The sequence below is a fragment of the Pyxidicoccus caerfyrddinensis genome, assembly GCF_010894405.1.
Taxonomy (GTDB): Bacteria; Myxococcota; Myxococcia; order Myxococcales; family Myxococcaceae; genus Myxococcus; species Myxococcus caerfyrddinensis.
Genome location: NZ_JAAIYA010000008.1, coordinates 50,945 through 63,231, shown reverse-complemented (window position 1 = coordinate 63,231; position 12,287 = coordinate 50,945). Strand labels below are relative to the sequence as shown.

The 12,287-nt window shown below is 64.2% G+C and carries 11 protein-coding genes; 5 read left to right on the top strand and 6 right to left on the bottom strand.

Annotation, left to right across the window (positions count from 1 at the left end; all coding sequences use genetic code 11):
• Positions 1-350 precede the first annotated feature (350 nt).
• From G4D86_RS20055 to G4D86_RS20040, 4 genes are all read left to right on the top strand, one after another.
• Positions 351-959, top strand: a complete 609-nt coding sequence (locus tag G4D86_RS20055; protein WP_163995607.1) for a hypothetical protein — start codon at positions 351-353, stop codon at positions 957-959.
• Between the two features lie 31 nt (positions 960-990).
• Complete coding sequence (locus G4D86_RS20050) at positions 991-1,476, top strand: hypothetical protein (protein WP_163995606.1); 486 nt, start codon at positions 991-993, stop codon at positions 1,474-1,476.
• Between the two features lie 126 nt (positions 1,477-1,602).
• Positions 1,603-3,339 carry an apolipoprotein N-acyltransferase gene (gene lnt / locus G4D86_RS20045; protein ID WP_163995605.1) on the top strand — a complete coding sequence of 579 codons (1,737 nt, stop codon included), beginning with the start codon at positions 1,603-1,605 and terminating at the stop codon, positions 3,337-3,339.
• 12 nt (positions 3,340-3,351) lie between these two features.
• The gene (locus G4D86_RS20040) at positions 3,352-3,867 is read left to right on the top strand and encodes a hypothetical protein (protein WP_163995604.1); all 516 of its coding nucleotides are present in this window, start codon (positions 3,352-3,354) and stop codon (positions 3,865-3,867) included.
• Between the two features lie 31 nt (positions 3,868-3,898).
• Here G4D86_RS20040 and G4D86_RS20035 read toward each other — a convergent pair whose 3' ends face one another.
• The 5 genes from G4D86_RS20035 to G4D86_RS20015 form a co-directional block, all read right to left on the bottom strand.
• Positions 3,899-6,817 (bottom strand): hypothetical protein, encoded by a 2,919-nt coding sequence (locus G4D86_RS20035; protein WP_163995603.1) that lies wholly within the window; start codon positions 6,815-6,817, stop codon positions 3,899-3,901.
• A 172-nt stretch (positions 6,818-6,989) separates the two neighbouring features.
• Positions 6,990-7,640 carry a tetratricopeptide repeat protein gene (locus tag G4D86_RS20030; protein ID WP_205519648.1) on the bottom strand — a complete coding sequence of 217 codons (651 nt, stop codon included), beginning with the start codon at positions 7,638-7,640 and terminating at the stop codon, positions 6,990-6,992.
• Between the two features lie 52 nt (positions 7,641-7,692).
• Positions 7,693-8,313: a DUF998 domain-containing protein gene (locus tag G4D86_RS20025; RefSeq protein ID WP_163995602.1), complete on the bottom strand. Its 621-nt coding sequence runs from the start codon at positions 8,311-8,313 to the stop codon at positions 7,693-7,695.
• 33 nt (positions 8,314-8,346) lie between these two features.
• Positions 8,347-8,766: an AgmX/PglI C-terminal domain-containing protein gene (locus G4D86_RS20020; RefSeq protein WP_163995601.1), complete on the bottom strand. Its 420-nt coding sequence runs from the start codon at positions 8,764-8,766 to the stop codon at positions 8,347-8,349.
• A gap of 81 nt (positions 8,767-8,847) precedes the next feature.
• Positions 8,848-9,597 (bottom strand): SDR family oxidoreductase, encoded by a 750-nt coding sequence (locus tag G4D86_RS20015; RefSeq protein ID WP_163995600.1) that lies wholly within the window; start codon positions 9,595-9,597, stop codon positions 8,848-8,850.
• Positions 9,598-9,649: 52 nt separating this feature from the next.
• Here G4D86_RS20015 and G4D86_RS20010 point away from each other — a divergent pair, with 52 nt between their 5' ends.
• Positions 9,650-10,657: a GlxA family transcriptional regulator gene (locus tag G4D86_RS20010; protein WP_163995599.1), complete on the top strand. Its 1,008-nt coding sequence runs from the start codon at positions 9,650-9,652 to the stop codon at positions 10,655-10,657.
• Here G4D86_RS20010 and bchE read toward each other — a convergent pair.
• Positions 10,622-12,151: a magnesium-protoporphyrin IX monomethyl ester anaerobic oxidative cyclase gene (gene bchE / locus G4D86_RS20005; RefSeq protein ID WP_163995598.1), complete on the bottom strand. Its 1,530-nt coding sequence runs from the start codon at positions 12,149-12,151 to the stop codon at positions 10,622-10,624. The genes G4D86_RS20010 and bchE overlap by 36 nt on opposite strands.
• Between the last annotated feature and the right edge of the window lie 136 nt (positions 12,152-12,287).

The window sequence follows — 12,287 nt, the reverse complement described above, 5'->3', positions numbered from 1 at the left end:
GAACACCGGCGTTGATACGCGCCATCACGCGAACGGCGTAGTGACCGGTTGCACGTTCCAACATCTGAAAGGGCTGGCTTCTCGCGCATCCGCTGAGGAGAAGTGCTCGTGGATGTTCCTGGAATCGAGAGGCTCCTGACCGCCAGGACGACGCTCAGATGGCAGAAGCCCACCGTGCTGGAGTGGCTGAGTCAGGCCCCGGGGGCTTACCGACGGGGTCTGCCTGCCCCTTCGCTGCTTCCTGTTTGAGAAGAAGCTCAGGAGCCTGCATGAGCCGGTGAACAACCACCCGACAATCACCCAAAACGGGCTGTAGATTCACAAAACCACATTCAACGAAAGGACGTCTTGTGCGTTTCAACATCAAAATCCCAACAAGCCTTCGCGAATTCCTGCTGCTGGCCATTCTCTCGCTATCTACCAATAGCGCGATTGCAGGCCTCACCGCCCCTGTCTACGACCCCGGATTCTGGAACGCCAGCAATCGCGTCTCCTACAACAATTGCTACAACTACGCGACAAACGAAGCAACAAATACGTTTGCGCAGCCCGGCAGAGCGTACTTCGGCTACAACCCCATCAACGCAAACACCTTGAGTTGCGCCGAAGTGAGGACCTACGCGGCCCTCGACGGCACGCTTCAGCAGTATAACGGCAAGGACACATTTCTTTTTGCCGGAGCTACAAATGCCTCGCAGTGCGACTCCGACCGGCCGGCGAGACTGGCGCTCGTTGTTGCACCGGGATACGACTATCACTGGTACCGGATAGACAGGGACACCGGAGACCGTTGGTCGCACAAGCGTGGCGGGACCAATGCAAAAAACGTGGATGAGAGCGGACAGGCAATCTATAGCATCGAGTCCGCCAATCGGGGGCCGTACACCCAGGTTTGCGGCTACTTCTGCAGTTACTCGAGTAGCACCACTCAGGATACCGGCGCAGTGACAATCAATTGACCTGGTCCTGGCGACCAACAGGAAGCCTGTCATGAAAAATAAATTTGCTCAGCTGTCACTCCTCGCGCTTGGCCTATCCTTCAACGTGAGCTACGCCGCGGACAGAGACGGCGATAGCGCGACAGTAGTGATTGAAGCGTTCTCCGGCCGACCAAACCCTGTTCTGGTCGTGGACATGAATGATGCATCCAAGCTTGCCGAGGCGATTCGGGTTCTTGCTTACGAGGCAAGGACGAACGCACTGACTCCGGAAGGTGATGCCGTCAAGCTCTCCAAGGCAATTCACGAGTACGGCGGCATCGTGATAACCGATCCCTCTGGCAAGCTGATGGACGCCGATGCTTCCATCGTCATCAAGGACGACACAATCATCACGGCGCGAAACGAAACAAGAACCGTGTACGCAAATACGCATCCCCAGCTCTCCAAGCTCATCATCAAGTACGCCTATAAACAAGGCGCAATTGATCGACGTGCGGCACTCCACTTGTCTGGCGAGCAGTCACAAAACCAGTAACAAAACCTCGTGTGCATCGGCACAGCGATGCACACGAGCCAGCCGTGCCCTCAGAGGTGTAGGCGGCCAGGCGTTTCGATCAGTGCGCATGTCCCATCAACGTTGATTCAAGCCAGCGCTAGCGGCATGTCGACAAAACTCAAGGATTTGATTTTCATCGCTTTGATGGGGCTTTGTTATGGAGCTTTGTCGACGCTTGCCTTCGCACCATTCAATTACCCCTTATTGGCCTGGGTTGCGCTGTGCCCCCTGTTCGTGGGGGCCGTAAAGTACAGAGACAACATCAGGGCACTTGTTCTTTTCGGTTTGACCAGCACGGCATTTCTCTCGTTGACGGCCTTTCACTGGATTATTCCATCTGCTGGAAAGCTCGTCGGCGAAAACGGCTGGATCAGCGGCGGAATATTTTTGCTTTTCGCGTTGACCTCATCAGTAAGGGAAATCAGTCTCGTCTTGTTGATTGGTTTCCTCGCAAGAGAAGCATGGCAGAAGTATCTGTCGCTGAGTTGGTTGAGCGTCGCTTGCGTCGGCGTACTGGTAGACGGCTTGGTCCCCAAAGTCATACCGGTGTCCTGGGGAAATCTGATCACAGGCAATGTGTATCTCGTTCAGGTCGTCGAGTACACTGGCGTGCTTGGGCTGGCCTTCCTGTTGTTCTCCGTCAACTTCTTCATTTATCAATACGCAGCCACGATATGCCGGTCGTATCGTTTGAAGCATCCGCTCGTTCTTTCTTCAAATACCTTCGACAGCCTGGCGCTGGTGATTCTATTCGGCAGCCTGGTGTTTGGGGTTACGCGGTTGAGCGACGTGCGCGCCCAGCAAGCTGAATTGCCTACTGTTCGAATTGCGGCCATCCAGCCTGATTCGCTGCTGGTGGAGAACAGTAGTCTGGCGACCGCTCGCGATGCGGTATACAAGTTGGTTGGCGACACAATCCCGAGGCTGATACGTGCCTCCAGTAAAGCCGCCGGATACAGACTGGATATGATCGTACTGCCAGAGGCGGCCGTACCCTACTCGTCGACCAACGCGAACGAGCTGACGCGAAAGTGGAGACTCTACGCGCCGCCCCTGGTGGACATGATCACCGCAATGGCAGGAGAGCAGGGAGTCAGCATCTTTTTCAACGAACCGGCCATCGTGCAAGGAACCGGCAAGCCGTGGCAATCCAACGGTGTGGCCGTCAACTCGACTGTGTTGTTTTCTCCAGACGGACACAGAGGCGACTCCTACGAAAAAAACATCCTGTTCCCGGTTGGAGAGATCATCCCATTCGCAGGCATCTTGGAAGCACTCCATTTGCTCGAGCGCGTCCCGCAGGACGTATTGGCAAGGCAGTATCTGCCGGGCACAAAGCAGAACGTGATCTCATATGGCCTTCCAAAGAATCCCCTTGCACACAGCCGGTTCCTTCCACTCGTCTGTTATGAAGGCGTCTTTGCTGGCCATGCCCGTTCCTTCTTCAGCTCAGGAGATTTCAATCCGGAATATATAGTCAACCTCACGCAGGACGGATGGTTTACCAACACGATTGCGATACACCAGCATTTTGAGTTGGTGAGAATACGCGCCGTTGAGACACGACGCGCACTGATTCGCGCCGCGAATACTGGAATCAGCGCTCTGATTGGACTGGACGGGCAGGTCGTCCTGCCCATTTCCGGCCCGGCAATCGCCAAAGGCCATCCAGAAGGATTTCAGGTCTGGGATGTCCCTGTTCAGCAAACCGAAGCGACTTTCTATGTCAGGCACGGTGATGGTTCGATGCTTCTGCTCACTGTGTCTTTGTTGATGCTGAGCGCGGCAATACGCACTTTCCGTGCATCGCGAAAACGTCATGGAAAGCTGATGCCCAGCTAGCCGGGTGGCTGCATGCGTAATGTTATCTTTTTGATTTTGATTCTCGGCATCTGCATTTTCGGAGTGGCGGAGCGTTTTCAAAACAAGCTTGACGACCAGGTGGCAGCAATGGACACGGCGCCCGTTCAGGCAGTTCCTGAGGAAGGCGACCGGAAAAATCATCAAGCGAAAGGAATGCCGGAGCCCGCGGAGGATGTTGGACTCAGCCATGCGCTCGATTCGGGTGTCGCAAGCGCCCAGCCGTTGCCGAGGCAATCACTGAGTCAGGACACTATGCCTGATGTGCCGTCTGTCCAATGGGATGAGGCGGATGCCTTCCTCCGGCACATGGAAAAGAACATCCATGATCTCGAGGCAGAAGATGTGGATAGATTCAACGCACTCATTCGGGAAGCCGGGCGAATCGCCCAGGGACTGCCTCCAGACTTGAGACAGCAGTTCAAGGACGAGCTGTTTGTCATCATTGATGAGGCCTACGAGCCGCCGCCCCTACCCGAAGGCGTTATTTACGAATTTGAGAAAGAGTAAGGGGGCGTGCATAAGGCTGGAGAAGTATAGGTTACTGGTTGCCGGCGGCCGTCACCTTGCGGAGGTGGATGGCGCCTCCGTAGGAGAGCACCTTGCCGGTCTGGATGTTGCCAACCGGATCGAAGAACGAGACGTCGACGCGATCGATGACGAGGTCGGCCAGGTCCGTCTGGCAGGTGCGCGTCCATGGCAGGACGTGCGACGCGCGGAAGTCGCGCAGCAGCAGCGACATGAACGAGGTCTCCGCAGGGACGCCGCCGCTGATCGTGTTGATCTCGACGCAGTCCTTGTAGCCGAAGCCGCCGTTGACCGAGGCGTAGGCCCGGTTCTGCTTCGCCAGGAAGGGAGAGGCGATGCTCTGCACGGGGCCACAGGGCATCGGCTGATTCGGCAGTGCGATGGGGTCATAGACGGGGGCCAGGCCCTGCGCCCAGGGGGCGATGGGCGTGTGGTTCTCGAACAGGTAGCCGAGCAGGAGCGTGCCGTCGTCCCCGTGGGGAGTGCCGCCGCGCACCACGTGCATGTCGGAGTTCTTGGCGAGGACGGTCAGGTTGCCCTGAAACCCGGTCGCGTTCAGGTCGCCGTACTGGAGGGTCAACGGGAGCGGATAGGTCGGAACAATCAGGTTGCTCGAGCCCGCGAGCGTCACCCTCCCCGAGGCGCCGTCGGGCCCACCGTCATTCGACAGGTCGTACCCCAGCACGCTCTCGTGCTCGACACCCTGCTCGACGAGGATGGCGTTGCGCTCGGTGCGCAGCACGCTGCGCCAGGTGAGTCCGGCGCTGCCTCCGTTGAGCCGCACGCCGGCCTGGCTCGGAGGAGCCGTCGGCGAGCCGCGAACCAGCACGCCGATGTTCGCCGCGCCGAAGGCGCCCTTGTCGGAGCGCACGAGGTTGGCGTCGAGGCCATCCACCATCAGGCTGCGGCTGAAGGTGTCGGCCAGCACGCCGTTGCTCAGCGCCTTGTCCGCATTGCTCGCCGAGACGAGCGTCTGACGGAGGTAGGTCTGGTCACCGACGCTGTCGAAGCTGTTGATGACGAACGCGCGCACCTGCGGCCTCGCCGGGTCGGCGGTCCCCGCGGAAGCTGAGCCCGCGGTCTGGATGAGCAGATCTCGGACCGTCGCCCGCGCCGGAGCCAGCAGCTTGAAGAGCGGGAACGTCGAGCCGGGCGGAAGGTCGAGATACGTCGTGCCCGGCACCCCCGCGTAGCTCTGGAAGTCGGGCAGGATCTGGGTGCCCACGCCGTCGCCCGCGAGGATGCCGTCGAAGCCGGCGGGCACCACGATGGTCGAGTCGAGGTAGTAGACGCCGGACTGGAAGTGGAACATCGGCCGCGTCGGCAGTGCCATCGCGTTGATGAGCGCATGGTTGATGTCCGACACCGTCATCAAGGGGGTGATCTCGACGACCGGACGGCCGTGATAGGTCGGGGCGACCGGCGGAGCGGGAACCGTGGGCGGCCCGAGCCACGTCGCGTTTCCAAACTGCACGAGGTGCATCGGTGGAGGACCACTCCACTGGCCCGCTTGCAGCGAGCCCCTCCACCAGGTGTTGGAGACGAGCGATGCGGCGGTGGTATCGGTGCCGCTGAACGCATTGCCAATGATTGTCAGGTTGTTGGGCGAGTACGTGCCCGCCGACTGGTAGCCGGGCCCGATGGTGAACTGGATCGGCGCGTGGACGGAGCCGTCCGGGAACGTCGCGCTCTGCAGGGTGTTGTCGATGATCAACGCCGCCTGGGTCCGCAGGTCGAGCGCCGCCCAGCGGGGCGCCAGCACGGCGTTGTTGGCGAGGATGATGGGCTTGTACCAGCCGGCGCCCTGGTTGCTCTGACTCTGGGGGTTCACCAGGGGGACGAAGTGGCCGTTCTCGTCGCTCCCGTCGGTGAGCACGAAGCGCCACGAGCCCTGCGAGGTGTTGTCGCGCGCCTCGAACCGGCCCCCCGAGCCGCCGAGGTACAAATCACTGACCCGCGAGCCGGTGAAGACATTGTGCCAGGCGTTGAAGCCGCCGACCGCCGCCACGATGCCCGCGTCGCAGTCCTCGAACGACGAGTCCTGGATGTCCCAGTTGTAGGTCTGCTGCGCGCTCAACAGCACGCCGGCCTGCGCCGCGCCCGGGGGCAACCCGACGTCCACCGAGTGCGCCTTGCCAATCCGCAGGAAACGGGTGCGGAGGATGTAGCCCTCGTCGTCGTTCGCCGAGTTCCCGAGGACCGGATCGAAGTAGCCGACCCAGATGCCTCGGGCGGAGTCGGCGATGATCAGGTCGGTGAAGCGGAATCCGCTCGCATTGCTCCCGTGCAACCGGCCGCTGGCGTCCACCCAGCTGCTGTTCGGCCGGAGGCCGCGGTTGTTCGCGATGCGGATCGCCGCTTCCGCGCGTCCGGCGCCGTCGAGCGTCAGCCGCTTGATCTCACCCCCGCCCGCGCCATTGAGCAGGAACATCCACGACTTGGGGCGGGTGGGTTGAGGGTAGGGCGGGGCGAGCGACTCGACCACGTCCGGGTAGTTGCTGGAGTCGAACCCCCACAGCGAGTCCCGGTCGGGTCCATGGAAGACGCCAACGTTGCCCAGGCTGATCTCCGTGGCGTTGACATACGGCTGTCCCCTCCAGTGGATGCGAGTGCTCGAGGGGTCGGCACCGATGATGCGGATGCCTCGGGTCGCCATGTAGAGGGTCCCCGAGATGTTGTAGTCGCCGCGAGGAAGGAAGAGCGTGTTGCGGCAGGGCGGCGCGCCGCAGCCCGGGGGATCGAGGGCATCGAGCGCCTGTTGCAGGGCATGGGTATCGTCGGTCGTGCCGGGGACCTGCGTGAAGACGACCCAGCCCTGGGGGAAGTTCGGGTTCGAGGGGTCGTCGGGGAACTCCTCGTCGACAGGTGGCGGGGTGCACACGGCCTTCGAGGCCGTCTGCGCCTCGGGCGCGGGTGAAGCGACCCCCGCCACGGAATCGCATCCCGTGTGGAGCCCCAGGACTCCTATCAAGCTGATGACGGCACGGCGCATCCTGGCTCCTCGGGTTCGCGAGGAGTGCTGCGAAGAATGGGGCATGGGAAAGGGAACGACGGGTCGCCCGGATCTTCCCGGGGCCCGACTCCGCGGACGGGCCGGTGCGGCTTCAGTGCCGCGCCAGGGCGGAGCGCAACCAGCGCCATCCTGTCCCCAGGCCCGGCGAGATGCGCAGGAGCGTCCAGTTCACCTTCGCGCGCTTCGGCCCCGGCGGCTCGCGGGTCAGCGGCTCGAGCAACGCCAGTGCCTCGGCGCGCTGCCCCTCGCTGGCCAGCAGCAAGGCCAGGTCCAGCTTCACCTCCAGGAGGGAGGAATCGAGCGCCAGCACCTCCTTCAGGAGGAGTATGGCGTCGCGCCGCTCGTTCCGGTGGCGGAGGTGGAATCGTCCGCGAAGCAGGGCTCTCACCGCGTCGACGCGGTGTCCCTTGGAGAGGCTGAGCTGCGCCAGCTGCTGCCAGAGGTCCACCCGGTGGGGGAACGTATCCGCCGCCTGCGTGTAGACAGCGATGGCCTTGTCCGCGAACCCCTTGTCCAGGTACCCCTTCGCCGCCGCATGGAAGCTCTGGAGCGCGGCTTCGGGCTGCTTCACTCGGGCCAGGAGCGGTGCCAGCTTGCCGTGGATGACCGGGTCTCCCGGCTCGAGCTCCAGCGCCTTGCGATAGGCCTCGACGGCCTTCTTGATGCGGCCCTTGGCGCGAGCACGCTCCGCCTCGGCGATGAGCTCGGAGCGCGTCCGGGGCGCTTTCCCACGGAAGATCATGGCGTCACAGTCTACCGCGTCAGCCGGGCCCGGTCCGATGGCCCGAAGAGACTCACCGTTGGGGACCCTTGAACGCGCGACCCACGAACCACGCCGCTGCGCCAATGGGCACCACGGTGACCAGCCCGAAGACCCGCTGAAACAAGCCCGCGGGCATGAATGCGTCGCCCAGGACACCTCTGGCGGCCAGGAGCCCATAGGTGAGCACGACGTTCAGGAGCATGTACGTCTTGAAGGCGCGAGCCTCGGGCGAGCGCCAGATTGCCGCAAGAAGGCTCAGTGGCCAGAACACATAGCCCAGCAGGAAGACGCCTTCATGGCGATCATCGGGCAGGGGGAACAGTCCCGCGCCGAGGTCGTTGAAGGCAATCGAGACCATCGACAACGTGGTCAGCCAGGTGCTGAAGGGGCCGACGTCCATCCGCTTCAAGGCACCCAGGAATCCGACTGCGGCCACCAGCATGACCGCGCCACGCAACATCGTGCCGAAGTTGAACACCTGCGGCGCGGTCGAAACCGTGGCCATGCCAAGCTCGCTCGCCGTTTGCTTCAACACGCTGTAGCCCGGTGCGAAGGGCATGGCCGTGAGCTGGACCCCGAAATAGAGAAGGGGGATCAGCAGGCCGGCGGAGCACGCGTAGTACGTCAGGTTCTCGCGGAGCTTGGGCATCATTGTCCCTGTGACGTAGCACCTCTCGCCGGAGCTTCAGCCTTCCTGGGCCGTCTTGAAGATGAAGGGGTAGGTGACAACGACGACACCGCCACCCGTGGGCGGGAACCGGAAAGTGCCCACGCGGGCGGCGATGCAGCCCTCCAGCTCCGCATCTCCGACCGTGGACTCGTGGACCTTGGACTCCAGTACCTGGCCAGTTCCTCCGATGACGAACCGGATGGCCACCTTGCCGCGAAGGTTCGGGGTGGACTCGAGGCGCGTCTCGTAGCAACCGCGGACCTGCGCACGGTTCGCCCGGATGACCTCGCGAATCTGGTCCTTGTCGAGATGGCCCAGGGGCCGGGCACTGGCGGCGGAAGCGGGCGCGGCGGGCTCGAGGACCTCGATGTCGACCCGCTTGACGCAGGCGCCCAGGCAGATGGCAAGCGGGAGAAGCAGTCGCGGGAGGCTCATTCGCTCCCGAGTCTCGCGTGAGTGGGCAGGCCGCGTAAATGCCCGCGAGCGGAAGCCCTCGGCGTCATGACCCTTCCGTGTTCATGGCGCGGAACGGCGGAGCCACTCTTCGAACCGCATCGTCCCGACACGCGGAGTGCTGCCCGGCATGAGCGACTGGTCGTCCAGCACCACTCCGAAGTAGCGCGCCTGGGCGTCGGCGACGACCTTGCGCACGTCCTGCTTCGCGTTCATGAAACGCTGGACCACGTCGACGAGGCGCACGCGCTCCGGCCCGGCCACCTCGACGATGCCATGGACCGGCGCGCCCAGCGCCGCTTCGGCCACCGCGTCCGCCACGTCTTCCGACGCGATGGGCTGCATGAGTGCCGTGGACAGGCGCACCGTGTCCCCTTCCGTACCCGCCTGCGCGATGCCGCCCATGAACTCGAAGAACTGCGTCGAGCGCACGAGCGTGTACGGAATCCTGCCGGCCTTGATGAGGTCTTCCTGCGCCATCTTGCCGCGGAAGTAGCCGCTGCCCAGCAGCCGCTCGGTGCCGACCACCGACAGCGCGACGTGGTGCTTCACGCCGACCTTCTCTTCCGCCGCGAGGAGGTTGCGCCCCGACTTCTCGAAGAACTCCAGCACGGCCTTGTCCTCGAACGACGGTGAGTTCGCCACGTCGACGACCACCTGCGCGCCCGTGAGTGCCTCCACCAGGCCCTCGCCCGTGAGGGTGTTGACGCCCGAGCTGGGCGCCGCCGCCACCACTTCGTGGCCCTGCCCGCGAAGCCGCTTCACCAGCTTCGTTCCGATGAGTCCCGTGCCCCCGATGACTACGATTTTCATGTTCGCCTCTCCGTTGACGAGGGGAACGTACGGAGGGAAGGATGTGGCAGCCATGACAGATAACCCGGATTTTCTGCCAGCGTCCGGCAAGCCGCGCACCGTGCTCTTCGTCGCCTTTCCCGACATGGGGTTGCTGGACCTGTCGGGGCCCCAGACGGTGTTCTGGGCGGCGTCCAAGGCCCTGGCGGAGCAGGGCTTGCCGGGGTACCTCCGCCACACGGTGAGCCTGGACGGCGGGCTGGTGCAGACGGCGGAGGGCGTCGCGTTGCAGACGTCGCCGCTCGCCGCCTTCACGCGCGTCCGGGTCGACACCGTCATCGTTCCGGGCTCGCCGAACATCGAAGACGTGCTGGCCCGCTCGGAGCGGCTGGTCGACTGGCTGCGGCGGAAGGCGAAGGCGACCCGCCGTACCGCATCGGTCTGCAGCGGCACCTTCCTGCTGGCACAGGCCGGACTGCTCCACGGCAAGCGCGCGGCAACGCATTGGGCCATGTGCGACCGGCTGCGCGAGCGCTTCCCTTCCATCGAGGTCGACCGCGACGCGCTCTTCGTCCGTGAAGGCTCCGTGTGGACCTCGGCCGGCGTCAGCGCGGGAATCGACCTCGCCCTGGCACTGGTGGACGCGGACCATGGGCATGACGTCGCCATGAAGGTGGCCAGGGAGCTGGTCGTCTTCCTGAAGCGACCTGGCGGGCAGTCACAGTTCAGCGAGCTGCTGCGCTCACAGACGAAGGACACCGCCGCCTTCGATGAGCTGCACCTGTGGATTGCGGGCAACCTGGGCCGTGACGACCTCACGGTCGAAGCGATGGCCAGGAGAGCCAGCATGAGCCCGCGCAACTTCGCGCGCGTCTACAAGCAGAAGACCGGCCGCACCCCGGCGAAGGCCATTGAAGTCCTGCGGCTGGAGGCGGCCCGGCGGTTGCTGGAGGAGTCGAAGCGCAACGTCGACCAGATTGCCCGGATGTGCGGCTTCGGGAACGAGGAGCGGATGCGGGTGACCTTCCAGCGCAACCTCTCCACCTCACCCAGGGACTACCGGAAGCGGTTCGCGACGTAGCCCCACCCGGACCATCGAGTTCTCCTCTGCGTCCTGCGGCGCGCCCCAGAAGTCCGCCAGCATGGGCCCGTCCTCCACGCGGCGGTCGCGCAGGAAGAAGTTCTTCACCTCGAACGCGAACACGCGGCGGCCCATCTCCGTGTACCAGCGCATGGACTGGCGCAGCCGTGCGTCGCGCTGGAGGAAGGTCCGCCACAGCGCCTTGGGCCGCAGCTGCACGGCCGCCTCGATGAACTTCACCCAGAGCAGCACCCGCCACGGCGGCATGTGGCGCGTCGCCAGCACCTGGTGCTTGTAATCCCAGCGGCTCCGGTCCAGCTGAATCACCGTCCGGTCCTTCGCGAGCCGGAAGTAGGGCGTCCAGCGGTGCGGCGTCACGTAGAGCGCCTGAAGCTGGTCTGGGTCGTACGAGAGGAGCTGGCGCAGGCCACGCCAGTAGTCGCGGTCCGTCTCCTCCTCGAAGCCGGCCACCCAGGTGGCCATCGACAGGATGCCGTGCTCGCGCAGCAGGCGGATGGCCTCCCGGTCCTCGGTGGTCGTCCCGCCCTTCTTGATGAGGCTCAGCGTCGCCTCGTCCGTGTTCTCCATTCCCAGCAGGAAGCGCGTCCAGCCCGCCTTCCGGTACAGGTGCAGGATGTCCGCGTCTCGCACGATGTCGTCCGCGCGCGTCGAGCCGACCAGAATCAGCTTCACGTTCTCGGCGATGAGCGCCTCCAGGAACTCCCGCCAGACCTTCTTCGAGGAGGTGGGGTTCTCGTCCGCGAAGTTGATGACCTCCACGCCGTGCTCCCGGTGCAGCCACGCCAGCTCCGCGGCGAACTTCTTAGGGTCCCGGTGGCGCCACTTCGTCCAGAAGCCTCGCTGGCCGCAGTAGTTGCACAGGTGCGGACACCCCCGGGAGAACTGGACCACCACCGCGCGCTTGCCACCCCAGTAGCTGTAGCGGCGGAAGTCGATGAGCTCCCACCCGATGCGGTACGCGTCCAAATCCTTGATGACCGCCGCCGGCACGGTGGCCGCTGGCGCGCCGTGCTCCCGGTAGGCGAGCCCGGGCACGGTCCGCAGGGGCTCTCCCGCTTCGAGCGCGGCGAGGAGCCGCACCGCCGTCTCCTCGCCCTCGCCCCGGACGATGACGTCGATGTGCGGCTCCTCCTGGAGGATGTCGCGCCAGTGGTAGGTCGGGAAGACGCCGCCGTAGAGGACCCACGCCTCCGGCAGCGCGCCCGCCGCGGCCCGGCTCAGCCTCGAGATGATGGGGTGCGCGGAGGTGGAGCCGGAGTGGCCATACAGGATGGCGTCCGGCCCATACGCGACGGTCCGCGCCAGAATCTCCTCCTCGCTCAGGGGACCGAACTCCGCGTCCAGCAGCTGCACCTGGTGCCCGGCGTCCAGGAGCGGGCCGCCCACCGCGAGCAGCCCCAGGGGCGGAAGGTGGTCGTCCGGAATCCGGCTGCCAATGGCCGGGTGGGGCGCGTTGACGAGGAGGATTTTCATGCCGCTCAGCATAGGGCCGCGCGCCGCCACCGCCGTGAGGGCCTGGATGGCCTGTCGCGGCCTCGCGGTGGACGGTCGCAAAGCGCTGCCCGGCGGCCCGCTCGCTGGGTGAGCGGGCTGGCATGGAGACGTGCGG